We start from the raw sequence: 23,795 nt of genomic DNA on the forward strand, positions 1-23,795 counted from the left end.
ATTGTGATGTGAAGAAAGCGTGAGGGCGTAGAGGGCCGTGAGTGTACTTGTCGTGGGAATGTCCCACCGCTCAGCACCAGTATCGCTGCTTGAGCGGTTAAGCATGGATGATTCTGTGCGGGATAACGCTACGCGAGAACTTCTCGCTCGTGAATCTTTAACTGAGGCCATGATCGTATCCACCTGCAACCGCATGGAGGTGTACGTCATGACGTCGAGTTTCCACAGCGGTGTCTCAGATGTGGTGGAGATTTTGCACGGTGTTTCCGGGGTGGATATGGAGACGCTTCGTTCTTCTTTGTATGTCCGTTATGCCGATGCTGCTGCCGAGCACATGATGGTGGTGACCTCGGGGCTCGATTCCATGGTGATTGGTGAGCAGCAGATTATTGGGCAGGTGCGCACGGCCTATCAGGCGGCGATTGCGGCGCGTACGGTTGGCCCTGCATTGCATTCGTTGGTTCAGGCGTCGCTGCATACCGGCAAAAGGGTGCATACTGAGACCGAAATTGATGATGCGGGGGCGTCAATGGTGTCTTTTGCTTTCGATGAGGCGATGGCGCATTTGCAGTTGGAGTCGTTGCAGGGCAAGTCGGCGTTGGTGCTGGGGGCTGGTGCGATGGCGTCGTTGGCGGCAACGCATTTGGGTCGTTTGGGCATAGATCGGCTGGTTGTGGCTAATCGGACGCGGGAGCGGGCTGAGCGTTTGGCGCAGCATAGTCGCCAGGCGGGGGTTGATGCGGAGGTTGTGGATTTTGATCAGCGTGCCCAGGTGTTATCGCGGGTAGATATTGCGGTGTCGGCCACGGGTTCGCAGAGTTACACGATTACTGCGGCTGATGTTCCCCCAGCGCACGATTTGATGTTGGTGGATTTGTCTTTGCCGCGCGATATTGATGATGCGGTGACTGATAAGGGCGCGCGTTTGGTCAATATTGAGCGTTTGCATGCTGTGCGTTCGGGGCAGGGGCAGACAACTGCTGATGCGCAGGCGCAGGCGATTGTTGCTGAGGAGTTGAAGCAGTATTGCTCGGCGCAGCGGATTAAGGATGTTGCGCCTGCTGTTTCTGCGTTGCGACGCCACGCCGCCGACCTTGTTGATACGGAACTGTCGCGTTTGCGTTCCCGGGTCGACAACCTTAACGAAGCGGAGTTCGTGGAGGTTGCGAATACGGTGCGCCGGGTCGTCGATAAGCTGCTGCATCAGCCCACTATCAAGGCGAAAGAGCTGGCAGCATCGTCGGGGGTGGTGTCCTATGAAAGCGCGTTGCAGGAATTTTTCGGATTGACCGGCCCCACCCGCTCAGTCAAAGTCAACTATGAAGCACTTCCCAGCGAGGAAGAACTAGGAGCATAAGATGCTGAAAATCGGAACCCGCGGGAGTCTGCTCGCCACCACCCAATCAGGGCATGTGCGTGATGCGCTTGCCCAGCATGGTTTTTCTGCACAGCTGCACATTGTGACCACGCTTGGCGACGTCAACATGGCGCCCGTGGAACGCATCGGCGTGGGCGTGTTCACCCAAGCTCTGCGCGATGCTCTAGCCGCGGGCGAATGCGATATCGCAGTGCACTCCCTCAAAGACCTCCCCACAACGCCCGACGAGCGTTTCTTCATGGTAGTGCCCACCCGCGCTGACGCCCGCGATTGCCTGATCGCTCGCGACGGGCATACCCTTCGCACTCTTCCGCATAAAGCGGTGGTGGGAACTGGCGCACCGCGACGTATTTCCCAGCTCAAAGCGTTGCGCCCCGACATTGAAACAAGGCCACTGCGCGGCAATATTGATACCCGCATGGGCAAAGTCGCCTCCGGGGAACTCGATGCCGTCATCCTTGCCTATGCTGGGCTCAGTCGGGTGGAACGCCAAGGCGAGGCCACCGATGTGTTTGACCCGCATGAATTCCTCCCTGCGCCAGCTCAAGGGGCACTTGCAGTTGAGTGCCGCGCGGACGATGAGATCGCCAAAGCAGCGATCAGCTCCATCTTGGACCCCGAAGCATTCGCCTGCGCCCAGGCAGAGCGCGTGGTGCTTAACCGCCTCGAAGCCGGATGCACCGCACCCGTGGCAGCATACGCAACAATCACCGACGGGGTCATGGAGGTACACGGATCAGTGACCAAACTCGACGGAAGCTGCAGCATGCGCGCACAGGCTCACGGAAGCCCGCACGATAGCGTTGCACTCGGTGAGGAAGTTGCGGCAAAACTTCTGGCCAAAGGCGCTGCGATCATTCTTGATTAGCCCTTGCTTTTAGGTACTCAACCAGTGTTTAGCATTGTTGTTCCTCGCGCCCGCGACCACGCGGAGGCTATGGGACGCAGCATCGAAAGCCGCGGGCATCGGGCTCTTTTTGTGCCCACGATCGCGTTTATCCCGCCGAGTGATCCGCAGCAGCTGCACCAGGCACTCCGCAGGCACTACGACTGGGTGGTATTCACCTCAGTGACAGCAGTCAACGCCTGCGACACAGTGCCCAAGGGTGCAAAAATCGCAGCAGTAGGGCATGCCACCGCCGCAGCACTGCGGGCACGCGGATACACCATCGACCTGATACCCGAGGACACAGCCTTCCATGCTGCAGGACTCGTCGCAGCATTCCCCGCAGCACCGGATACTCGCCCAGCGAAAGTTCTCCTTCCCCGCTCTGACATCGCCACAGATGTTCTGCCCGCAGGGCTGTGCAAGCTCGGCTGGGACGTTGACGATATCGTCGCCTACCGCACCGTGTCAGCACAGCCACCAGAACCAAAGCTGGCACAGGCACTGCGCAACGGTACGATCGATGCTATCTGCTTTACCTCCGGCTCCACTGTGCGCAACTTCATCACACTCGTGGGTATGCCGCATCCGTCCACAGTCATTGCCTGCATTGGCCCGCGCACGCGCGAGGTCGCGTGTGAACTCGGACTTGATGTCCATGTGATGCCGGAGCGTGCCGACGTCGATATGCTCGTAGAAGCAACCCTCAACTACCTCAACACCCTGCGCAACCCCACACAGCAGCCATAACCTCGCCTCTGCGCGCAATGGCGCAACATAAAAGGATGAAACCATGAACAACGCTTCTTTTCGCCCACATAACCTGATTCGCCGCCCACGCCGCCTGCGCACTACCCCCGCCATGCGGGCGCTGGTCGCGGAAACTACGCTGAGCCCAAAGGACCTGATTTATCCGCTGTTCGTTGCGGATGGGATCGATAGCCCTAAAGAAATTTCCTCCATGCCCGGCCAATACCAGCACACCCTCGACTCGCTGAAAGAGATTGTGGGCCGGGCTATCGACTTGGGCATCACCTGCGTTGATCTTTTTGGTGTGCCGCGGGCAGAAGATAAGGATGCCACGGGATCTCACGCGTGTGCACAGCACGGTATCCTCAACCGTGCTATTGCCATGCTGCGTGCCGAATACGGCGAGAGCATCCTGATCATGGCAGACACCTGCCTCGATGAATTTACCGACCACGGGCATTGCGGTGTTGTTTCCACCAACCAGTGGGGCGAGTTGATCGTCGATAATGATGCAACCATCCAGCACTACCAGCGCATGGCAGTAGCTCAAGCGCGCGCAGGCGCTCACATCGTTAGCCCCTCAGGGATGATGGACGGACAAATCTTGGCAATCCGACAAGCCCTCGATGAGGCAGGATTCACCGACGTTGCCATCATGGCGTATTCCGCGAAGTACGCCTCCGCGTTCTATGGTCCATTCCGTGACGCAGTGGGATCCTCCCTCGAAGGTGACCGCCGCACCTACCAGCAAGACCCCGCAAACATCCGCGAATCCCTGCTCGAAGTTGAACTCGACATTCAGGAAGGTGCCGATTTCGTCATGGTCAAACCAGCCATGCCCTATCTCGACGTCTTAAGCCGGGTAGCTGATTCTGTTACCGTGCCCGTGGCCGCCTACCAAGTTTCTGGCGAGTACGCCATGTTGTGTGCCGCCAGCGCACACGGGTGGCTTGATCGCAGCGCAGTGATGATGGAATCGCTCATCTCCATTAAACGCGCAGGTGCCTCCCAGATTTTGACCTACTTTGCCTTGGAGGCAGCAGAAATCTTGAAAACCCCCTAGAATCATGTAGCGGTAAAAACTCTTGTATCCAGATGCGGAAGAATCGAATCTTAAGAGTTCACAGGACTGTATGCGAGAGGAGAATTGTGGGGAAGGAAGCAATGAAGGAAAAGGGCACTGCGCCAGAATCGGTAGTCTTGGCTTTCAAAGTCTGGGTTGCAGTTCTTATTCTCGAAATTGTCCACCAGATCACCTCGGTGCTCACTGCGCTCATGGATCGGGAAAATACCACCGCAACCATCATCGAGCAGTACAAACAAAGCCAAGCAGCGGTGATTCCTAGCGAAACTTTCGTCTCCACAGTCGTGATCGGTAGCAGCATCTTCGTCGGCTGCGTCGCCTTGGCCATTATTGGCATTGTGCTCTGGCTCGCCCGCTCCTATGTCAGCGCCGGGCCCCGCGCTGGGACTGCACGAAAAGTACTGACCTATTTCGGCGTATTTTTCGCTTTGCGCTGCATCTTTGCCTTTAAAGCCCCCACGCTCTCCATGGTGCCCATCGGTGTGCAGGCTTTTAACGGCTCTGTGGAAATCGCAGTAGGCGTTGCGGCTGTGGTGGGAACGATCCTTGTATCCAAGCCCGATTCTTTAGAATGGGTGGGAGATAACCTCAGTGCGAAAAAACCGAAGAAACCTCAACGCTAAAACTACCTGCCTGTGGTGAAGGTGCGCAGGCGGTGTTTTCTAGGCACACTATTCCTGGCAGCATAGATACGCTGGGTTGCAAGAAATGCTGTGCTTTTCTTCGCGTGTAAAGAAGTAGTGAGTTGTTAAGTGAAGGACTTGTCGCGGAAGCGCCGTTATCATGATTGACCCTAAGGAATTTCACGCCACCGAATCGAAGGTTCGCGAAGCGATTGAGACTGCTAAGAATGCAGCGCGTCGCGTCGGTATCGACGCTACCCCGAAGTCGAAATTTTTGGATCCTGACGAAGCTGCCACCGAGGCCATGCATATTGGCCGGACTTCCTTTGCGTTTGAGCTCAAGGGTTTGGAAAATGCCGCAGCTGTTGGCGAAATAGAGGAGGCTTTGTCGGCGTTAAACGGGGTCAGTGTCCGTATCGTCTATAGTTCCTCGATGGCGTGGATTACGGCAAGTCGTTCAACTGATATCACGATGATTGAGGAAGTGTTTTCTCGTTTCGGGATTACCGCAACGTTGTCGGACTCGTCGTTGCGGCGTCGTTTAGCGTGGTCGGATGTTGAGGAAGGGCGGTATAACCGCTCTCACCAGCGTCATCGTCGGCGCAGGCGTCGCGAGTTGTCGATGCCCAGTGCTTTGCGACGCCAGGCTGCGGAGGAGTCGAAAGCACTTGAGCTTGCCCGCCGCGAAGGGTTTTTGGATGGTACTTTTCGCACGCTGGAGCATAAAGACCCCACGGATGTGCTGTTTACCGCGCGCACACTGATCACGCCGTTGCGTCTGATTGTCACGGTGTTGTTTACCATCCCCGTGATCGCTATTAGTTATATTCCTTCATTGCAGTTTGATTACTGGCAGTGGGTGCTTGCCGCTTTGGCGTTTCCGGTGGTCACTTATGGTGCTTACCCCTTCCACCGCGCAACTATTGGTGGTTTCCGCCGCGGGATGTCGGCGTTGGATTCGGCGAGTTCTTTGGCCATCATGGTGGCGTATTTTTACAGTCTGGCGGTGATGGTTTACACCGAGGCGGGGGACCCACAGTATCGGGTGACTTCCGAATTGGTGGCCATTGATCCGATGGCTTTTGAAAGCGGGGCGCTGTTTTTTGATGTTGCCTGCGCGATGACCTTGTTTTTGTTGGGTGGCCGGTTGTTGTCGCGCAAGACGCGGAAAAATCTTGTCGATGAGCTGGCCGATTGCAAACCTTTGCCGCAGTCGATGGCAACCCGCGTGGTGAAATCTCGCAAGACTGGTGAGGTGACGGAGAAAAACATTCATGTGCATAAGCTGAATGTTGGCGACGATATCGTGGTTCCCCCATATGGGTTAATTCCTGTTGATGGACAAGTGGTGGGTGGTTCCTCCCATGTTGATGGCCGCGCCTTGGGCATTGGTGAGCATGAGGTGAAGGTTAATTCCAAGGTGTATGCCGGCTGCATGAATGGTGCGAATACGCTGAAAATTCGTGTGCTGTCAACAGGCCACCGCACGTGGTTGGCTGCGTTGAGCCGCTGGGTGGATAAATCGTCGTTGAATCAGAATCATTCGGATGCGCTGGCGACGAAGTCCGCCTCGGTTTTGGTGCCGATTGCTTTGGCCATTGCCATGTTGGACTTTACGCTGTGGGCGTTGATTACCAACAATATTAATCAGGCGATTGCCACATCTTTGGCGGTGTTGGGGTGTGTGGCGCCGGTGGCGTTGGCTGTTTCGTCTTCGGTGGCGATGCGCCAGGGTATTGAGATGGCTGCGCGCCACGGTGTGTTGATTCGTGATGCGGATACGGTGCGGACGTTGGATTTTGTCGACACCATTATTTTCAATCGTGTGGGCGCGTTGTCGGTGGGGGAGATGACGGTGGAGTCTGTGACTGCGGATCGCGGTGAGAACCCTGATTTGGTGTTGCGGGTGGCGAGCGCGTTGACCTTAGAGAGTGATCATCCTGTTTCGCGTGCGTTGAAGCGGGCGGCGCGTGAGTCTCGTGATGCCTCAACTGATGATACGATCCCGCGTCTGATTGATGTCAGCAATGTTGAGATTGATGAGAACGGTAGTTTTACGGGTTTGGTGGAAATCCCGCTGCGGGATTCCGATGGGCGCGTGGAATTACGCAATGTGGAGGCTAAATTGTGGCGTCCGCGCAACCTTTCTGATGTACAGGGCCGTTTGGCTGCAGCGGCTGTGTCGGGGGGTACTCCTTTGGTGGTGCGGTGGAAGGGTAAAGATCGTGGTGTGATCACGCTGCATGATGATGCGAAGGACGATGCGACGCGGGCTGTTGCTGATGTGGAACAGTTGGGTATTGAAACCATGATGCTGTCGCGCGATACGTATCCGGTGGCGCGTCGTTATGGCGATATGGTGGGTGTGTCGCACGTGTTGGCGGGTATCCAGCCGGGACATAAGGCGCAGACGGTGCGTAGTGTGCATAATCATGGTGCGGTTGTGGCCATGGTGGGTGACGATTCGGTGCGTGAGTGTTTCCGGGTGGCGAACGTGGGCATTTTGGTCGACGCTATGGGAAGTTTGCCGAGTGCTTCCGCGCTGGAAAATACTCAGGCTGACGTGGTGTTGCTTACTAGCAATACGGAGCCAATTCCATGGTTGTTTAAGGGGGCGCGCCGGTTGAATAAGCTGATTAGTAGCAATTTGTTCTTGGCGTGGGGTTATAACCTTGTGGCTATTCTCGCCGCCTGTGCGGGTGTGTTGCATCCGATGTTTGCCACTATTTTGATGTTGGGTTCGTCGTTGGTGATTGAGTCGCGTTCGAGTTTGGCGCGTACCTTCTCCTCCTCCTAGGCGTAGTTGGGGGCAGGGAGGAGTTGGCCTGTGAGGGGGTAGTCGGGTTCCTCCAATTAGCCCACGCTTACTTTCCAAAGGTATGAACCTCTGTCATACTTTTGGCTATGTTAGCTCCTATCCTGCCTTCGCCCTCGTCGTCTCCTGCTGATTCCCCTAAGCCTTTGTTGCAGGCTATCGCTGGGGTGAAACCTACTCGTCGCCCTGTCTGGTTTATGCGCCAGGCGGGGCGTTCGCTTCCGGAATATCGCCGGGTGCGTGAGGGGATTGGCATGTTGGATTCTTGTTTCATGCCGGAGTTGTTGGCGGAGATTACGTTGCAGCCGGTGCGTCGCCATGATGTGGATGCGGCGATTTTGTTCTCCGACATCGTTGTTCCGCTCAAGGCTGCAGGTGTTGGGGTGGAGATTGTTGCGGGCAGGGGGCCGGTGATGGAGCGTGCCTGCAGTAGTGCGGATGAGTGTGCCTCTGTGCCCATTCTTGAGGGGGATATCCCAGAACTTACTGAGGGGATTGGGCTGATTCGGCAGGGTTTGACGGCATCACAGACGTTGATCGGTTTCGCGGGTGCGCCGTTTACGTTGGCGAGTTATTTGGTCGAGGGTGGCCCTTCGAAGAATCATGAGAAGACGAAGACGATGATGCATGCGAATCCGCATGCGTGGCATACGTTGATGCAGCGTTTAACTCCGACGATTATTCGTTTTTTGGAGATTCAAATTGCCGCTGGCGTCGAGGTTGTGCAGCTGTTTGATTCCTGGGTTGGTTTTATCACTGAGCGCGACTATCGCGAGCATGTGTTGCCGTATTCGACGCAGATTTTGGATGCGGTGGCGCAGTTGGGGGTGCCGAGGATTCACTTCGGCGTGGGCACGGGCGAGTTGCTAGGTGCGATGAGTGAAGCTGGCAGTGAGGTGATGGGTGTTGATTGGCGGGTTCCACTTGATGTTGCTGCCACGCGCATGGTGACTCCGCGGGTGCTGCAGGGCAATTTGGATCCTGCGCTGTTGTTTGCCGGCGAGTCGGTTGTGCGTGATGAGGTTGCGCGTATTTGTGCGGAAGCTGATCGTGCGTGCGCTTCTGGTGATGCGTTGGGTCATATTTTTAATCTTGGGCATGGGGTTTTGCCGCATACTGATCCGGATGCGATTACCCGGGCTGTTGAGTGTGTGCACCAGCACTAGTGTCGTTGTGTGTGCGGCTGCGTCGCGGGGCGCGGGCGCAGGTGTGTGCGTTGGGTAGACTTAGCGTTTTTAGTGGTGTTTTTTAAGCAGAAAGGCGACGGTTGTGCGCATTGCCATCGTTGGTGCAGGTTTGGCGGGATTGACTACTGCGTGGGAGATCCGTGCGGGTGCACCTGAGGCTGAGATTGATGTGTTTGAGGCGACGGATCGTATTGGTGGGAAGTTGTTTACGGTTCCGTTTGCTTCCGGCCCGACTGATATGGGTGCTGAGGCTTATCTTGCGTTCCGTGAGGATGCGACGGAGTTTTTCACCACGCTGGGTTTGAAAGATGCGCTGCGTGCTCCTTCGGGTTTGCCGTCTGCTTTGTATTCCCAGGGGCAGTTGCATGCGCTTCCGTCGCACACGGTGATGGGCATTCCGGCGTCGAGTGCTGGTTTAGAGGGGCTTATCGACGCCGACACAGCTGCCCGTATTGATTCCGAATCCGACGCGCCGGGTATTGAGTGGACCTCGGGTGAGGCGGATGTGTCTTTGGGTGCGTTGGTGCGTTCCCGTTATGGCGATCAGGTGGTTGATCGTGTGGTTTCGGCGTTGCAGGGGGGCGTGTATTCGTCTTTGGCTGATGATTTGGGTGTTCGGGCGACGGTGCCTGTGTTGGCGCAGGAGTTTGATCGTATGGCTGATGCGGGGCAGAAGGTGTCGTTGTCGACGGCGGTGCGTGCGATTGTGGATCGTCGGGCGGCGTCGTCTGAGAATGCGACATCTGGTGAGCAGTATCGTCCGCAGCTTTTTAGTACGTTTGCTGGTGGTTATGCGCAGTTGTATGAGGAGTTGGCGGAGCAGTCGAAGGCGCGTATTCATATTGATGCTTTTGTGTCGGGGATTGTGCGGAAGAATTCCGGTTTTAGTTTGAAGGGTGCTGGTGAGGGCATTTATGACCGGGTGGTGGTGACCACTCCTGCGCCTACGACTGCGATGTTGCTGAAAGATGTGGCGGCTGCTGCGAGCGCTGAGTTGAAGAAGGTGCGTTTGGCGTCGAGTGTGGTTGTGGGCATGAAGTTTGCTCATGATGAGGGGTTGCCGGATCATTCGGGAATTTTGGTGGCCTGTGATGAGCCGGATGTGAAGGTGAAGGCGTTGACGTTTAGCTCGAAGAAGTGGCCGCATATTGGCCAGCGTGGTGGTGCGTTGGTGCGTGCGTCGTTTGGCCGTTTTGGGGATGAGCAGATTACGCGTGCGGAGGAGGATGAGCTTGTCGATCGCGCGTTGGATGATCTGCAAGCGATCACTGGCTTTGATGGTCGTGCAGCGGGGTTGGATGAGATTTTTGTTCAGCGCTGGTTTGGTGGTTTGCCGGTGTATTCGCCAGAACATCTCGTCACTGTGTCACGTGTGATGGCGGAGTTGGATAAGGTTGATGGTGTGTTTGCTACCGGCTCGTGGGCTGGTGGGGTGGGGGTTCCTGCGGTGATTGCGCATGCGCGTGCTGTTGGCCGCGCGGTTATTGCTTAGGGGCTAGTTTTTCAAGGTGAGTGTGGCGCTCGATCAGGGCGTTGTGCTTCGTAACAGTGTAAAGGGTTGGTTTTATGATGGTTTCTGCGCAGAATACTTCTGTATCGGAGCAGTTGATGCAGCGTGCTCAGGTGAGCATTCCTGGCGGTGTGAATTCTCCGGTGCGTGCCTTTGGTTCCGTGGGTGGTCATGCGCGCTTTATTGAGCGGGCGTATGGCAGCACGCTTGTCGACGTCGACGGCAACAAGTACGTTGATTTGGTCAATTCGTGGGGGCCCATGTTGTTGGGCAATGCTCACCCCGAGGTGCTCGCTGCGGTGAATGAGGCCATGGCTCAGGGCTTGTCTTTTGGTGCGCCGACAAAGGCGGAGATTGAGCTTGCAGAGATGATTTGTGCACGGACCTCGGTGGAGCAGGTGCGTATGGTCAATTCCGGTACGGAAGCTACTATGTCGGCGGTGCGTTTGGCGCGTGGTTTTACTTCGCGTGCGAAGGTTCTGAAGTTTGAGGGCTGCTATCACGGGCATGTGGATGCGTTGTTGGCCTCTGCTGGTTCGGGTGTGGCCACGTTTGCGTTGCCGGATTCCCCTGGTGTGACGGGTGCGTCGGCGGCGGATACGATTGTTGTCCCCTATAACGATTATGCGGCTGTGCAGCAGGCTTTTGCCGACTACCCCGACCAGATTGCTTGTGTGATTACTGAGGCTGCTGCCGGAAATATGGGTGCGGTGGCACCGCAGAATCAGTTCAATCAGCGGCTGAAGGATCTATGCCATGCGCATGGCGCGTTGCTGATTATTGATGAGGTGATGACCGGTTTCAGGACTTCCTATTCGGGCTGGTTTGGTGTTGATGGTGTTGCGGGCGATCTGACGACCTTCGGCAAGGTCATTTCGGGTGGTCTTCCAGCTGCTGCCTTTGGTGGCCGCGCCGATATTATGGCTCATCTTGCACCTTCAGGTCCGGTCTATCAGGCGGGCACGTTGTCGGGTAATCCGGTGGCGATGGCCGCTGGTAAGAAATCTTTGGAATTGGCTACTCATGCTGTGTATGACACGGTTGCGAAAAATGCAGATCTGTTGGCCTCGTTGATTTCGCAGGCGCTGAGCAGGGAAGGGGTGGTGCACCATATTCAGCGTGCCGCCACGATGCTTAGTATTCGTTTTGCGGAAGGTGAGGGGAAGAATTTTGCGGAGATGAAGGCTGCTGAGACTTTCCGTTTCGCCCCATTTTTCCATGAGCTTTTGCGTGGTGGTGTGTATGCTCCGCCGAGTGTGTTTGAAACGTGGTTTGTGTCTGCTGCGCTGAGTGATGATGATTTTGCCACGATTGAAAAGGCCTTGGTTCCGGCAGCCCAGGCTGCGGCTCGTGCGCGGCAGGATTAGGGTGAGCTCAAAAATTAATTGTGGTGTTTTCTTTTAGTTTTTGGGTTAAACCCCTAGTATTTTTGGGGGACATTCACCAAGCATCGCGGATCTCAATCTAGAAGGTTGGGGCCCAAAAGATGTTTCATGAGCAGACAGAGAGATAATTCTTGATGAGTACCACCATTGTTCACCTCGTGCGCCACGGCGAAGTGTTTAATCCCGAGCGCATCCTGTACGGGCGTATCCCTGATTTTCATTTGTCTGCCCGAGGTGAATCAATGGCAGCTGCGACTGCGCAGTCGTTTTCCGGCCACGATGTGGCTGTGCTGATGAGCTCTCCTTTAGAGCGTGCCCAAGAGACTGCCGCGCCTATTGCTGAGGTTGTGGGCAAACCTGTGCTCATTGATGAGCGCTTACTGGAGGCGGGCAACCAGTTTGAGGGCCTGCGGGTTAAAAGCGTGCGTTCTCAGTTGTGGAACCCTGTTCGCTGGCCGTTGATGTGGAATCCGGCGTTGCCCAGCTGGGGTGAGCATTATGTGGACATTGTTGAGCGCATGATGGATGTTATTGAGTTTGCCCGCATGAAAGCTGAAGGCCACGAGGCGATTTTGGTCAGCCACCAGCTTCCGATCGTGTGCGTTCAACGTAAAGCACAGGGGAAGTCTTTGTCGCATAATCCCGCATTGCGCCAGTGCGACCTTGCGAGTGTGACGTCCTTGGTTTTTGATGGCGATCAGTTGGTTGATTATCGTTACAGCGAGCCCGCCCAGCACATTTAGTGCATGCGGTGAACGTGAAATCCACACTAAGAAAGGCAGTCCGGATGCGTCGGTGGATGAAATCAGCAGTGGCAGCGGTAGCGGTCTGTAGTTCCGCGCTGGTTGTTGCTGCCTGCAGTGAAGAGCAAACTGCGGGTAAAGATGCTGTTGCCGTGGGTGGAACATTCCAGTTCCATTCTCCCGGTGGGGAAAAGACAATCCACTATGCGGAAGCTGATCGCGCCACAATCGGCCAGATTGCGGGCCCGAGTGTTATTGACGGAAAAGAAATCACGCTTTCCGATTATGAAGGCAAGATTGTAGTGCTCAACGCCTGGGGCCAGTGGTGTGGTCCGTGCCGAACTGAGGTTGATGATTTGCAGACAGTCCATGAGCATCTGCACAAGACCGGTGGCACCGTGTTGGGCATTAATGTGCGCGATAACCAAACCTTGGCCAAAGATTTCATGGAAGATAATGGCTTAACCTACCCAAGCGTGTATGATCCACCCTTTAAATCAGCTGCAGCTTTAGGTGGTTTACCTGCATCTGTTGTTCCGACCACCATTGTGTTGGATCAGCAGCATCGTCCTGCTGTGGTGTTCTTGCGTTCGGTGACTGATCGTGAGCTTTTGCAGGTTGTTCAAGAATTAGAAAAGAACTAAATGGACGGTATGTATTTGGCACAAAGCCTTGGTGATACCTTCGCTGAGGCTGCCACTCATGGGCCACTAGTCTTAGGCATTCTTGCAGCCGCGGTGGCAGGGTTTGTGTCTTTCGCAAGCCCGTGTGTGGTTCCGTTGGTGCCAGGCTACATCAGCTATCTTGCCAGCATTGTCAGTGCTGATGTGGAGATCGACAGTGTGCACGGGCCGAAGGTCGCTCAAGGTTCGCGACTGCGGGTGGCCGGTGCCGCGAGTTTGTTTATCCTCGGGTTTACGGTCGTGTTTTTGCTGGCCACGGTTACTGTTTTTGGTGCGATCAGTGCGCTTGCGCTCAATAATGAGTTGTTGATGCGTATTGGTGGTGTAGTCACCATTGTGATGGGTGTGGTGTTTGTCGGCTGGGTTCCTATTTTGCAAACGGAACGTCGATTCCATCCCCGCAAGTGGTCTACGTGGTTGGGTGCGCCGTTGTTGGGCGGGGTTTTTGCCTTGGGGTGGACACCCTGTTTGGGCCCGACTTTGGCTGCGATTGTGTCGGTGTCCGCGGGCACTGAGGGGATGACAGCGGCACGCGGTGTTGCGCTAATTATTGGTTACTGTTTAGGTTTGGGGCTACCGTTTTTGTTTGTGGCTTTAGGCTCTGCGCAGGCTATGGTTGGTGTTGGATTCCTCCGGAGGCACTCGCGAACAATCCAAATCTTAGGCGGTATCGCGTTGATAGTGGTCGGTGTCGCATTAGTGACTGGCGTGTGGGCCGATTTTATTAACTGGATCAGGGTTTTTACCCTCGAATTTGGTACGACGGTTATTTAGGGAACGTCTTGAGTGTGTGTCGCCACTGTGGTGGCACGGGTGTTTCTGTGAGCGTGAAGGACGTGTGTGGCAATCGTGAAATTCCTGCTTAGTCTGCCTAAGAAGGCGTGGCACTGGCTGACGAGTATGCGCACAGCATTAGCGCTGTTGTTCTTGCTGGCCTTAGGCGCGATCCCTGGTGCGCTGTTGCCGCAGCGTTCGCTGAACGCCGACAACGTTGCTGATTACCTTGCTAATAACGGCAAAGTGGCGGAAATTTACGACAAACTGCAGTTTTTCGATGTTTTCTCCTCTACCTGGTTTAACGCCATTGCGCTGTTGCTGTTCATCTCCTTGATCGGCTGCATCCTGCCCCGCAGCGTGGAGCACTACCGTGCTATGAAGCAGCCTCCCGTGCGCGCTCCTAAGAACCTCAAGCGCCTCGCGCTTCATGGTGAAGGTAGTGTGGAAAAGCCTTTAGCTGAGGTGGAAGCTGAGATTGCTCAGGCTCTGCGTGGCTGGAATGTTGCCAAGTACTCCGCGGCGGAAGATCGCGCTGGGGTGCGGTCGGTGGCTGCGGAAAAGGGCTATGCGCGTGAGTTTTTCAACTTGATGTTCCACCTTGGTTTGGTGGGTATGCTTGCTGCGATGGCGATTGGGCGTTTCGTGTATTACGAAGGCCAGGTCATCGTGATTGCTTCTGAGCGGGAAGATGTTAATTCGCAGTTCTGTACGACTGCAACAGCAAACTTCGATTCCTTCCGCGCGGGCGTGCTTTTCGACGGCACTGGCTTGAACCAGTACTGCATCGAGGCCCATAACTTTAAGGCCGATTATTTGCCTAACGGGCAGGCTGAAAGTTTCCGCTCGGATATTTCTTATGCCCAAGGTGAGCAGATTTTTGCAGATCCGAAAACGTGGACTCACACCACGTTGAAGGTGAATCATCCGCTGCGAATCGGTGGGGACCGTGTGTATCTTCAGGGTCACGGTTTCGCGCCAACATTCACCGTGACGTGGCCTAATGGTGAAAGTCGTCGCCAGACGGTGCAGTTTAGGCCCGATGATCTCACGTTTTTCTTGTCCTCTGGCGTGATGCGCTTCGATCCACCTGCCGGAATGTATCCGGACCTGTTTGAGCGTCGTCAGCAGCAGCTGACTATTCAGGGCTTGTTTGCCCCCACCGCTGAGTGGAGTGGTGCGAATAATGAGTTGTTGACCTCCGCCTACCCTGCGCTGCGGGACCCTGCTGTGGCTATCGATATTTACCGCGGTGACCATGGCCTTGATGGGGGTAGTTCGCAGAGCATCTTTGCCCTCGACCCGAGCCTGATTCATAGCGGTCAGCTGCAGAAGATTGAGCGCGTGAATCTCAGCGAAGGGGAGTCGGTGACTTTGGATGACGGCACGAAGGTGACGTTTGAAGGGGCAGAGGAATTTGCCAACTATCAGGTTTCCTATGACCCCACACAGCTGTGGGTGTTGATTTTTACGGTGGGTGCTTTGCTCAGCCTGGTGGGTTCTTTGGTGGTGAAACGTCGTCGCATTTGGGTGCGTTACCGCGAGGTCACTCCGACTGTGACGTTCGTCGAAACTGCAGGTTTGGCTCGCACGGATCGTGCCGGTTGGGGTGAGGAGTACCAGAGGATTCACCGCCGGATTCTTGCGCTTCCAGAACCTGAGGATGATGACGAATAGCACAAATAGGTTTTATAGAACTTAAGTTGGCTTTCATCCCCATCAGAAGTTTTTGCCCTTGGTTTGTTTAGTGCATAAACCAAGGGTTTCTTTTGTGCTTCCACTGGGGGTAAGGTGACAGTGATAGAGGCTTTGCGCTACGTGCAAAGTCTGATTGCCTTAGTGAAATCTGTGTGTGAAGAAGAGGAACCCCTCCCGCCATGAATGTAAACCACACGCTTGCGTCCTTTTCGGACACGGCGTTCTTTTCAGCTTTTGTGATCTACGCATTGGCGTTGGCGCTTTCGATCGTTTTCTACATCAAGCGCCAGGCAGTTATTGACCTCGAACGCGAAAAAGAGCATCTGTCAGCCCAGCAGCTTGTTGCTGCGGGTTCTGGTGCTGCGGTGGACGCCGCACCTGAGGGTGAGCATGCTGATGCAGCTGAGTTGGATCGTCGCATTGCTGCAAAGGAAGAATCCGCCACCAAGTTTGCTGGCATGACCCAAACCGTGGTGTGGTTGGGCATTATTGTGCATATTTCTTCGGTGATTTTGCGCGGTGTTTCCGCAGGCCGATTCCCCTTTGGCAATTTGTATGAGTACATCACCGAAATCACCATGTTCACCATGATCGTCGCAGCTTTCTACCTGCAGAAGAAAGAAATGCGCGTGATTTGGCCGTGGGTGCTTTCCCCAGTGTTAGCGCTGCTGTTTTTGGCGGGTACGAAGCTATATGCCGATACCGCACCCGTGGTTCCGGCGCTGCAGTCTTTCTGGCGCCCCATTCACGTTGGTTCTGTTTCTTTGGGTGGTTCCATCGGCATGATTTCCGGCGTGGTGTCGTTGCTCTATGTGCTGCGTATGTGGCAGCCGGTGGGCAAGGAAAAGGGATTCTTTGGTGCGGTGGCCAAGCCTTTGCCTTCGGCTAAGGTGCTGGATGCCATTGCGTATCGCACTGCGATTGTTACTGTCCCTTTGTTCGGTCTTGGCATCGTGCTGGGTGCGATTTGGGCGGAAGCTGCGTGGGGTCGTTTCTGGGGTTGGGATCCGAAGGAAACGGTATCGTTTATCACCTGGATCTTGTATGCGGCGTACCTGCACGCCCGCGCTACTGCTGGTTGGCGTGATTCGAAGGCTGCGTGGATTAACATTTTGGCGCTTGCCGCGATGGTCTTCAACCTGTTCTTTATCAACCTCGTGGTTTCGGGTCTGCACTCCTATGCCGGACTGAACTAAGCCTGAGCAACCGAGAGGCCGTCTCTTTTTCTTGCTGCGGTGAGGAAAAGAGACGGCCATTTTGATGCCACGACTTCCACCTGAGCTGCACAATAGTTTGGGATACCCAGTGAGGTTTTCACAGTGGGAAAATGCGTATGAAACGCTGCCCTGTGGTGATGGGGGTTTTGTCAACATAAAGCACTGTCAACGAGTAACCTTCTGCCCCTAGGTGATCACAGCGCTCATCACAACAGTACTTGCCGTCCTACACCTCAAACACCATATCCCAGTGAGAAAATCCTGGCGGATTGTGGCTTCCGTCGCACTCCATAAAACGTTAGGATTGCTAACAGAGACCGGTGTTTTTGGAGGGCTCTCGTCCGGAGCTTCATATGCAGTCGGGGACTAACAAAAAAAGAGTGCATAACACTATTTCTTAGTCCGGACATGGGCTTTAGATATGCGCCAATACTCGCCGAAACTGTTATACCCACGAGTAATGTCACCTAAACCCTTGTGGATAGACTCTCTTGACCAGCTGGCTCCACCATGGTGTGCATTGGAATGGTCGGGACGAGATTTCTGTCCTGAGTGCAAAACAGTGAGTGGAAGTGAGGACACACAATGACTGACCGGAGAATTCTCCTCGCCATTGAAGCCATGTCTGAAGTGGATGAAATGGCTGTTGCAGCCGATAAGCATGGGTATCAATTACGTGTTTTGGCTGAAGACCCAGCATATTATGACAGTACTCACGCGGAAATCGTGAAGTTTCCTACCCGCGATCATGAACAATTACATGCTTATGTTGCAGCACGCCGTTCAGAAATTTCGCAAGTATTCAGTGTCACCGATACCTGGGGTGTAGTTGCATCAAAGATTCGCGATGCGTTTGGTTTCTACCAATTTGGTGATACAACAAAGCTGGAGTTCTTCAGGGATAAGGAAGCTGTCCAATCAGAGCTCATCGCATTAAAGCTCGCGCAGCCGTCGCAGAGTTGGCCCAAGATTATGAAACTGCGAAGTGGAACGGGCAAGATGGGAGTCCATCTGGTTTCGTCGGAGGAAGAAGCATCGGCAGTGATAAAGAGCTCGGGCTTTGATGAATCAGATTATGTCAAGCAAGACTTTTATTTAGGGCCTACATACTCAGCTGAAGTGTGGCGTGACGCCACCTCCGAAATCTTCTTTGGGGTGACCAATCGGATTGTGTCGAAACCACCCTTGTTTACTGAGCGCGTGAAATCTTTCCCGTGGGCTGCGGATTCGGTCTGGGAGGAGCGAGTAAAGGCTTGGGTTTTCCGTGTGCTTGATGCGCTAGGTTACGATCTTGGGCTGGCGCATGTGGAGTTCATTGAAACGACCGCTGGGTTTGAGTTAGTCGAGATAAATCCGAGAATGGCTGGGTCTGTGATCACACCTGGCATTTTAAAAACTACTCATTTCAACCCATACGCTATGGCGGTACATCAGGCTCTCAACACACAACCCTGCGAAAAGAGTGAAAGGGAAATTTTGTGCGGATTCTCCCATGTCAGCCTTTATGCTTCACGCGTGGGAATCATTAAGTCCATTAAGGGGCTGGAGAATATTCATCGGTATCCTGGACAACTGGTTTGTTACCTTCGCGAGATATTGAGGATCGCATTACTGAGGTGGGCACCTATCGGTCGCGTATCGGAAACTTGGCGGCTACAGGCGAGACTGCCGCGCTGGCGCAAGATAGAGCAATCTGTGCGTCACAGCTGATTACAGCAGAAATCGCAGAGGATTAATGGAGAGGGTGTCGATGAAGGGCGAGTGTGCGCGTAGTTGGTCGTGTGCGTCGAACATTCCACAACCTGACTAAAATGTCACAACTCAGGGTCTAACTTTTCCGGTATTTTGTTGTTGGACTAGGCCACGAATGTGTTTTGCTGGGGATAGTCATAAAGCCACCACTCGTTGGCCAATAGGCACTGTAGGTGTGACTCGAAGGCTGCGTGGATTAATATCTTGGCGCTTGCCGCGATGGTCTTCAACCTGTTCTTTATCAACCTGGTGGTTTCGGGTCTGCACTCCTATGCCGGACTGAACTAAGCCTGAGCAACCGAGAGGCCGTCTCTTTTTCCTGCTGCGGTGAGGAAAACAAGACGGCCTTTGTGTTGTGCTCAGGCTTCTAAAGTGCTTCGACGAGTTTATTAATCCGCTGGTACTCGCTTTTAACAATTTCGTAGTAAGCCCATTTGCCCACTTTATGGCGGGTAACCAAATTGGCGTCGGTGAGCTTTTTCATGTGATGAGTGACAGTCGGAGCTGAGATGTTCAGCGCTTCCGAGAGCTCTACGGCGCACACGGCCTTGTCCTTGTTGTGGGCGATGATCATGAGAATCTGCAGGCGGGTAGGGTCACCGAGGACTTTAAAGAGCATTGCGGCGCGCTCAGACCGCTGAGTGCAGGGAAGATCGAGGCTTTGCGGATACGCGCCTTTGGGAGGAGAAACAGGGGAGGAACGCATGCCTCAAAGTATAAAGGCAAGGGTAAGCTAAGTAAACTAATGGTGGATAAAACTAACCCCACTTTTGCCTACATTGAGCCCAAAAGTGGGGAAGAAAACAATCACTGCAGATTCACACAATTTCTTCTGCGGATCTCGCAGAAGGCAGTGTTTTAGTTGTTATCGGATTCGTCGACGTCCCCAGGGGTTTGGGGTTTTTCAGGAGTGGAGTCCTCGTCTTTCGTATCCGCTGGTTTCTCCGGCTCCGGATTATATTTTTGCTGCGCCCGTTTAATGCGGGCTTCTTCTTCCAGGGCAGCTTCTTCGCGGGCGCGTCGTTGTTTGAATTGTTGCTTTTCTAGCTCCCATAAGAAGTTCTCATCATCATCGGGGCCTTTGATGACACCACGGCTGGAAGATTCAATGCTGTTGCGATTCCATGAACGTGGCCCGAATGCCCGCCACACGAGGTAGGCGGCGGCAATGAGCAGGATCAAGAGGAAAAGTCGTCCCATGAAAAAGATTCACCTTTGCTAAAAAACAAGTAGTACGGATTACTGGCAACGCGCTTACTAGTTTAGGCATAAAACCGTTTTCATTGTGCAGGTGTTCAAACCGGCCAGCAAAGTGGGGTAGGGTTGGCTAGTGTGAGCGAAGAAAACACCAGTTCCCAACCCCCAGTTCGTGATCCACACGTGCGTGCCCAAGCAACGAAGAGCCTGTTCTACTATGGCGCGGCGCGTCTTGTGCTATTCCTAGCACTCACTGCGGTCATTCAGCTGTGTGCTACCGCGATTGGGGCATATGTGCCTATCTTTATTTCCGCAATGCTGGCCTTGATCGTAGCCATGCCACTGAGCGTTTTTCTGTTCAAGGGGCTACGAGTTCGTGCCACCATGGCTGTTGCGCAGTGGCACCAGCAACGTAAGGCGTATAAGGAGTGGGTGAAAGCAGAGCTTTCCACGCGCTAGAACTTTAAAGAAAGCACTAATCCAACGCAGGTGAGAATCGACCAAGCGAGCATAGCTTTGCCGGTGGTTCCCAGCACTGGGATGAGTGCTTTTCCTTTCTCCTGTGCGCGGATAGGTTTTGCAGCTTTGACAATCAACGGCGCCACAATTAATCCACTAGCGGCGAAGGGTGAATGCACAGCAAAGCTCAGTGAAGCGATCAGCGGGATACTGACGAGGATGTAGTACAGGATTCGCGTTGCGCGATCACCGAGGCGAACAGCAAGGGTGATTTTTCCGGCTTCCTTATCGGTGGGGATATCACGCAGGTTGTTGACTAGGTTTACACCGGCAGACATTGCGCCAATGGCACAGGCACCACCAAAGCCGATCCAGGTCAGTGATCCTAGTTGGGAAAACTGTGTGCCTAAAACAGCAACGAGACCGAAGAAGATAAACACGGCTACTTCGCCTAATCCGCGGTAGCCGTAGGGGTTTGTGCCACCGGTGTAAAACCAGGCGGCGAGGATGCATACCACGCCGACGGCGACAAGCCACCAGGAGCTTAAAATCGCGAGGGTCATGCCCGCGATACCGGCAAGTCCGAAGAATGCGAATGCTGCATATTTCACATGGCTGGGTCGTGCCAAACCGCTACCTACTAGGCGCAGTGGGCCGGTGCGTTGCTCGTCGGTTCCCCGAATGCCGTCGGAGTAGTCGTTGGCGTAGTTCACGCCCACAATGAGCGCCCAGCTGACGATGAGTGCAAGTGCTGCTTTGCCAAGATGCGCCCCGTTGGCAGCGGCTGCTGCGGCGGTGCCCATGATCACTGGGGCTAAGGCATTGGCCCAGGTGTGAGGACGTGCGCCTTCGTACCATTGGGCAAGGCTTGGGCGTGGAGCAGAAGCGGCTGAGGGCTGAGAATTCATTGAATTAAGGATACTTCCGTAGGTCAAAGGTTTAGCGCGTGCGGAAGAGCTCTTGCACGCGGGAGCGGTCAATTTTTCCCGGCCCTGTCAGTGGGAGGGACTCGACTCGCATGATTTGCTTCGGCAGCTGCCAGCGGGGCAGATCGTCGAATGCTTCGATGATGTCGGTGGGGCTGGCGGTACCGGTGTAGGCGGCAACGATCGCTTGGCCTAGCCGGGGGTCTGCAACGCCGACCACGCACACGGAGTGCACGCCGACTACATCGGCGATAACGGCTTCGAGTACTTCGGGGTGAACTTTGAGGCCACCGGAATCGATGATGGTGTCGATGCGGCCGGTTACCCGCAGCACACCATTGTCGAGGACGCCTGTGTCTGAGCTTTGGTAGAAACCGGGGCGGCTAAAGGCTTCGTGGTCGGGGAAATTCCGGTAGCCGTGGGCAATCATTGGCCCTGAGAGGATGATTCTTTCGTTTTCTACTCTAACGGTGACGCCCGGTAGTGGAATTCCATCGTAGACGCAGCCCCCGGATGTTTCGGAGCTGCCGTAGGTGGAGATAACGTTGATGCTTAATTCCACTGCTGCCCTGCGGTCATCGGCGCGTAAGGGGCCGCCGCCGACCAAGATGGCGTCGAAAAGCCGTAAAGCTTCGATGCCTTGGAGCGTGTCCATGGCTTTGAGTAGCTGCATCGGGGTCAGTGCGGTGTAGCAGCGTTCGGCGTCGTCACGCAGTTGGGTGGCGGCGTGGGCGAAGTCGGGGACATGGAAACCCTGCGCCACGTTGATAAACGCCGGCTCAAACCCTGCGACTAGCGATCGGGTGAGCACCTGGACACCTGCGATGTGGTGTGCAGGCATTGCGAGTAGCCATGCCCCTTCGCCGCCTAAGTGTTGGTGGGTTGCGTCGGCAGAGGCCACTAGGTTCAGTGGGGTGAGCTGGGCGCCTTTGGGGGTGCCTGTGGAGCCTGAGGTGGCTACGACGAGTGCGATGTCGGGGGAGATATCTCGGCCACCTTTGAGGTGATTGTGCAGAATCGACGACCGGGCCGCATCGTGCGCGGGGACGGGTAATAGGGTGCGCAGTCCCGCAATAGACTCCTCGAGTGCGTCGAGAAAGGGGCGCGGATCAACCGGGTCGACCGGGAAGGTTTCCAAGATTCGAGCAGCCATAACTTAAGCAATAATACCCTTGAAAACCACTCATCATGACCACCAAACCACACGGATGTATCCGCAGCCGAAAAACACCCTTCAACATGCACAACGTCAGGCCAAAGGGGCCTAACCCTCGCTTGCACTCACCAGAGTCTTTTGAGGGATCAAGAAAATTGTGCCGAACTCCACCTATGGATGCTTGTGTGCCATTGGTTCCAAACAGTACGCGACCCTGTGAAAAATCTTGGGTATGCAATTCATCACTATTGTGAAGTGGTTGTCAATCGTGAAAAGACTGCAGAAATGAGGGTGATCACTAGGGTTCCCACTCCTGAAATCACGAGAGAAAGTGCGGGGCCGAAGTAAGCCACTGCAGGAGCCCCTACACAATATCCAATAAACATGGCGGAGGTATTCACAGTGCCCATGGTCGATAGTGCTTTCGGGCGGATAGATTCTTCAACCGCATTATAAATAAGCAAACGAAGTGCTGCGATCTGAAGAGCATTACAGATGCCCGCACAAAGAAATGCAATTATGGCTACAAACAAGTTGGGGACAAGACCTGCGCTCGCGATCATCGCTCCCATTATGATTCCGCTGAGGAGCAAAACTTGGTAGGCCGCCGATTCTGTAATTCGCGCTGAGAACCTAGCTCCAATTAGTCGCCCAATAATGAAGGCTTGCATCAACAATGCATAACCGATTCCTCCAACTTTGAGGGTGTCAACAGCGAAAAAGACCAGAGCAACGTTGTAGATCGACGTGAAAATGATTGCGCCCCAAATACTGCTCAGGCCAGCGCGTGTTTTCCTATTTCGCAAAAGTAAAACTGGTGCAGCGATTAAACGCGCGAAGAAGCTTTCTTCTTTGACCTCAGATTCGCGTTTTTGCACTGGGACTAATGGAAGAACGTTGATGATGAGTATGGTTAGTGCACTTGCCAGAATCTCGGCGATGAATGCATAGCGAACTGTACCTACGTGGACGAGCGCCCCACCAAGGGTGGGTCCTATGAAACTGCCGAGCAGGCGGGCTGTGTCAAGATTTGCAAAAGTTTCAGCAGCACGAGAACGGCTGAGATTTTCAGCTAGGGTGAAAACGGCTGGAATTATTATGCAAGTAGTGCTGGCACTGAGGAATGTGCCAGCGATAAGAATGATGGGTTTAGGCCAGATGGTCAGAACGAGTAGAGTTGCGATGTCAATGGCCGCAGCTATGGTGATAAGGGCGTTTGGGGTGTGCTTGTCAAAAACTGGGGCTAGTACTGGAGCAACAAAAATCTGGGCGACTGCCGCGGCGATCAGTGTGCCGGTAATGGTGAAAGCACTTTGTCCATCTTCGGCAAAATGGATGGCAATCGCTACCGCTGTGATGGAACTACAGAGCGAGCTTAAGAAGTAAGCGGCAACGATTGCCGTCGATATTTTGTTAATGATTGCCTGCCTTGCTAGTGAGCCTTAAGCCAGTGACTCACGTCGATGTCTGTGCTTTCAACTCCCATCGAAGTAAACATGCTGCGATGGTGGGAATTTTCAACGACAGATTTCTTTTCACGGAAAAATCAAGGAATGCCTCACCACCGAGCAC

General features: G+C 54.5%; 21 protein-coding genes and 1 pseudogene. 17 read left to right on the forward strand and 5 right to left on the reverse strand.

Annotated elements, in window-relative coordinates; translation table 11 throughout:
• Nucleotides 1-37 precede the first annotated feature (37 nt).
• The 16 genes and pseudogenes from CFELI_RS01265 to CFELI_RS01340 form a co-directional block, all read left to right on the forward strand.
• Nucleotides 38-1,357: a glutamyl-tRNA reductase gene (locus tag CFELI_RS01265; protein ID WP_277103646.1), complete on the forward strand. Its 1,320-nt coding sequence runs from the start codon at nucleotides 38-40 to the stop codon at nucleotides 1,355-1,357.
• 1 nt (nucleotide 1,358) lies between these two features.
• The gene (gene hemC, locus CFELI_RS01270; protein WP_277103645.1) at nucleotides 1,359-2,246 is read left to right on the forward strand and encodes a hydroxymethylbilane synthase; all 888 of its coding nucleotides are present in this window, start codon (nucleotides 1,359-1,361) and stop codon (nucleotides 2,244-2,246) included.
• Nucleotides 2,247-2,270: 24 nt separating this feature from the next.
• A complete protein-coding gene (locus CFELI_RS01275; protein WP_277103644.1) occupies nucleotides 2,271-3,014 on the forward strand; it encodes a uroporphyrinogen-III synthase in 744 nt (247 codons plus the stop codon).
• Between the two features lie 43 nt (nucleotides 3,015-3,057).
• Entirely contained in the window at nucleotides 3,058-4,077 is a 1,020-nt protein-coding gene (hemB, locus tag CFELI_RS01280; RefSeq protein ID WP_277103643.1) for a porphobilinogen synthase, read from the forward strand.
• 101 nt (nucleotides 4,078-4,178) lie between these two features.
• Nucleotides 4,179-4,721, forward strand: coding sequence for a hypothetical protein (locus CFELI_RS01285; protein WP_277103642.1), 543 nt, complete (start codon nucleotides 4,179-4,181; stop codon nucleotides 4,719-4,721).
• 160 nt (nucleotides 4,722-4,881) lie between these two features.
• The gene (locus CFELI_RS01290) at nucleotides 4,882-7,518 is read left to right on the forward strand and encodes a heavy metal translocating P-type ATPase (protein ID WP_277103641.1); all 2,637 of its coding nucleotides are present in this window, start codon (nucleotides 4,882-4,884) and stop codon (nucleotides 7,516-7,518) included.
• Between the two features lie 107 nt (nucleotides 7,519-7,625).
• Nucleotides 7,626-8,702 carry a uroporphyrinogen decarboxylase gene (gene hemE, locus CFELI_RS01295; protein WP_277103640.1) on the forward strand — a complete coding sequence of 359 codons (1,077 nt, stop codon included), beginning with the start codon at nucleotides 7,626-7,628 and terminating at the stop codon, nucleotides 8,700-8,702.
• Between the two features lie 103 nt (nucleotides 8,703-8,805).
• On the forward strand, nucleotides 8,806-10,215 hold the full coding sequence (locus tag CFELI_RS01300; protein ID WP_277103639.1) for a protoporphyrinogen oxidase: 1,410 nt from the start codon (nucleotides 8,806-8,808) through the stop codon (nucleotides 10,213-10,215).
• 74 nt (nucleotides 10,216-10,289) lie between these two features.
• Nucleotides 10,290-11,600 carry a glutamate-1-semialdehyde 2,1-aminomutase gene (gene hemL / locus CFELI_RS01305; RefSeq protein WP_374724710.1) on the forward strand — a complete coding sequence of 437 codons (1,311 nt, stop codon included), beginning with the start codon at nucleotides 10,290-10,292 and terminating at the stop codon, nucleotides 11,598-11,600.
• Nucleotides 11,601-11,752: 152 nt separating this feature from the next.
• Nucleotides 11,753-12,361: a histidine phosphatase family protein gene (locus CFELI_RS01310; protein WP_277103638.1), complete on the forward strand. Its 609-nt coding sequence runs from the start codon at nucleotides 11,753-11,755 to the stop codon at nucleotides 12,359-12,361.
• 56 nt (nucleotides 12,362-12,417) lie between these two features.
• Nucleotides 12,418-13,005, forward strand: a complete 588-nt coding sequence (locus CFELI_RS01315) for a TlpA family protein disulfide reductase (RefSeq protein WP_277103670.1) — start codon at nucleotides 12,418-12,420, stop codon at nucleotides 13,003-13,005.
• On the forward strand, nucleotides 13,006-13,818 hold the full coding sequence (locus CFELI_RS01320; protein WP_277103637.1) for a cytochrome c biogenesis CcdA family protein: 813 nt from the start codon (nucleotides 13,006-13,008) through the stop codon (nucleotides 13,816-13,818).
• 126 nt (nucleotides 13,819-13,944) lie between these two features.
• Nucleotides 13,945-15,495 (forward strand): cytochrome c biogenesis protein ResB, encoded by a 1,551-nt coding sequence (locus CFELI_RS01325; protein WP_277103669.1) that lies wholly within the window; start codon nucleotides 13,945-13,947, stop codon nucleotides 15,493-15,495.
• 200 nt (nucleotides 15,496-15,695) lie between these two features.
• Nucleotides 15,696-16,712 (forward strand): c-type cytochrome biogenesis protein CcsB, encoded by a 1,017-nt coding sequence (gene ccsB, locus CFELI_RS01330; RefSeq protein WP_277103636.1) that lies wholly within the window; start codon nucleotides 15,696-15,698, stop codon nucleotides 16,710-16,712.
• A gap of 606 nt (nucleotides 16,713-17,318) precedes the next feature.
• Complete coding sequence (locus tag CFELI_RS01335) at nucleotides 17,319-18,443, forward strand: hypothetical protein (RefSeq protein ID WP_277103635.1); 1,125 nt, start codon at nucleotides 17,319-17,321, stop codon at nucleotides 18,441-18,443.
• A 219-nt stretch (nucleotides 18,444-18,662) separates the two neighbouring features.
• Nucleotides 18,663-18,773, forward strand: a pseudogene (locus CFELI_RS01340) (c-type cytochrome biogenesis protein CcsB); the annotation flags it as partial.
• A gap of 79 nt (nucleotides 18,774-18,852) precedes the next feature.
• Here the strand turns inward: CFELI_RS01340 and CFELI_RS01345 are convergent.
• Nucleotides 18,853-19,191, reverse strand: a complete 339-nt coding sequence (locus CFELI_RS01345; RefSeq protein WP_277103634.1) for an ArsR/SmtB family transcription factor — start codon at nucleotides 19,189-19,191, stop codon at nucleotides 18,853-18,855.
• Nucleotides 19,192-19,343: 152 nt separating this feature from the next.
• On the reverse strand, nucleotides 19,344-19,685 hold the full coding sequence (locus CFELI_RS01350) for a hypothetical protein (protein ID WP_277103633.1): 342 nt from the start codon (nucleotides 19,683-19,685) through the stop codon (nucleotides 19,344-19,346).
• Nucleotides 19,686-19,808: 123 nt separating this feature from the next.
• Here CFELI_RS01350 and CFELI_RS01355 point away from each other — a divergent pair, with 123 nt between their 5' ends.
• Nucleotides 19,809-20,141, forward strand: coding sequence for a DUF4229 domain-containing protein (locus CFELI_RS01355; RefSeq protein ID WP_277103632.1), 333 nt, complete (start codon nucleotides 19,809-19,811; stop codon nucleotides 20,139-20,141).
• Here CFELI_RS01355 and CFELI_RS01360 read toward each other — a convergent pair.
• The 3 genes from CFELI_RS01360 to CFELI_RS01370 form a co-directional block, all read right to left on the reverse strand.
• The gene (locus tag CFELI_RS01360) at nucleotides 20,138-21,049 is read right to left on the reverse strand and encodes a 1,4-dihydroxy-2-naphthoate polyprenyltransferase (RefSeq protein WP_277103631.1); all 912 of its coding nucleotides are present in this window, start codon (nucleotides 21,047-21,049) and stop codon (nucleotides 20,138-20,140) included. The genes CFELI_RS01355 and CFELI_RS01360 overlap by 4 nt on opposite strands.
• A gap of 31 nt (nucleotides 21,050-21,080) precedes the next feature.
• A complete protein-coding gene (menE, locus tag CFELI_RS01365; RefSeq protein WP_277103630.1) occupies nucleotides 21,081-22,220 on the reverse strand; it encodes an o-succinylbenzoate--CoA ligase in 1,140 nt (379 codons plus the stop codon).
• Nucleotides 22,221-22,468: 248 nt separating this feature from the next.
• Nucleotides 22,469-23,644, reverse strand: a complete 1,176-nt coding sequence (locus CFELI_RS01370) for an MFS transporter (protein ID WP_310129467.1) — start codon at nucleotides 23,642-23,644, stop codon at nucleotides 22,469-22,471.
• Nucleotides 23,645-23,795: the final 151 nt, after the last annotated feature.

It is taken from the genome of Corynebacterium felinum, from assembly GCF_030408755.1.
Taxonomy (GTDB): Bacteria; Actinomycetota; Actinomycetes; order Mycobacteriales; family Mycobacteriaceae; genus Corynebacterium; species Corynebacterium felinum.

Excerpts from the sequence above, each read along its gene's own strand:
- hemB (WP_277103643.1), top strand. The coding sequence starts at position 3,058 with ATGAACAACGCTTCTTTTCGCCCACATAACCTGATTCGCCGCCCACGC.
- ccsB (WP_277103636.1), top strand. The coding sequence starts at position 15,696 with ATGAATGTAAACCACACGCTTGCGTCCTTTTCGGACACGGCGTTCTTT.
- CFELI_RS01335 (WP_277103635.1), top strand. The coding sequence starts at position 17,319 with ATGACTGACCGGAGAATTCTCCTCGCCATTGAAGCCATGTCTGAAGTG.
- CFELI_RS01290 (WP_277103641.1), top strand. The coding sequence starts at position 4,882 with ATGATTGACCCTAAGGAATTTCACGCCACCGAATCGAAGGTTCGCGAA.
- hemL (WP_374724710.1), top strand. The coding sequence starts at position 10,290 with ATGATGGTTTCTGCGCAGAATACTTCTGTATCGGAGCAGTTGATGCAG.
- CFELI_RS01315 (WP_277103670.1), top strand. The coding sequence starts at position 12,418 with ATGAAATCAGCAGTGGCAGCGGTAGCGGTCTGTAGTTCCGCGCTGGTT.
- menE (WP_277103630.1), bottom strand. The coding sequence starts at position 22,220 with ATGGCTGCTCGAATCTTGGAAACCTTCCCGGTCGACCCGGTTGATCCG.
- CFELI_RS01285 (WP_277103642.1), top strand. The coding sequence starts at position 4,179 with ATGAAGGAAAAGGGCACTGCGCCAGAATCGGTAGTCTTGGCTTTCAAA.
- hemC (WP_277103645.1), top strand. The coding sequence starts at position 1,359 with ATGCTGAAAATCGGAACCCGCGGGAGTCTGCTCGCCACCACCCAATCA.
- hemE (WP_277103640.1), top strand. The coding sequence starts at position 7,626 with ATGTTAGCTCCTATCCTGCCTTCGCCCTCGTCGTCTCCTGCTGATTCC.
- CFELI_RS01325 (WP_277103669.1), top strand. The coding sequence starts at position 13,945 with ATGCGCACAGCATTAGCGCTGTTGTTCTTGCTGGCCTTAGGCGCGATC.
- CFELI_RS01320 (WP_277103637.1), top strand. The coding sequence starts at position 13,006 with ATGGACGGTATGTATTTGGCACAAAGCCTTGGTGATACCTTCGCTGAG.
- CFELI_RS01345 (WP_277103634.1), bottom strand. The coding sequence starts at position 19,191 with ATGCGTTCCTCCCCTGTTTCTCCTCCCAAAGGCGCGTATCCGCAAAGC.
- CFELI_RS01360 (WP_277103631.1), bottom strand. The coding sequence starts at position 21,049 with ATGAATTCTCAGCCCTCAGCCGCTTCTGCTCCACGCCCAAGCCTTGCC.
- CFELI_RS01350 (WP_277103633.1), bottom strand. The coding sequence starts at position 19,685 with ATGGGACGACTTTTCCTCTTGATCCTGCTCATTGCCGCCGCCTACCTC.
- CFELI_RS01310 (WP_277103638.1), top strand. The coding sequence starts at position 11,753 with ATGAGTACCACCATTGTTCACCTCGTGCGCCACGGCGAAGTGTTTAAT.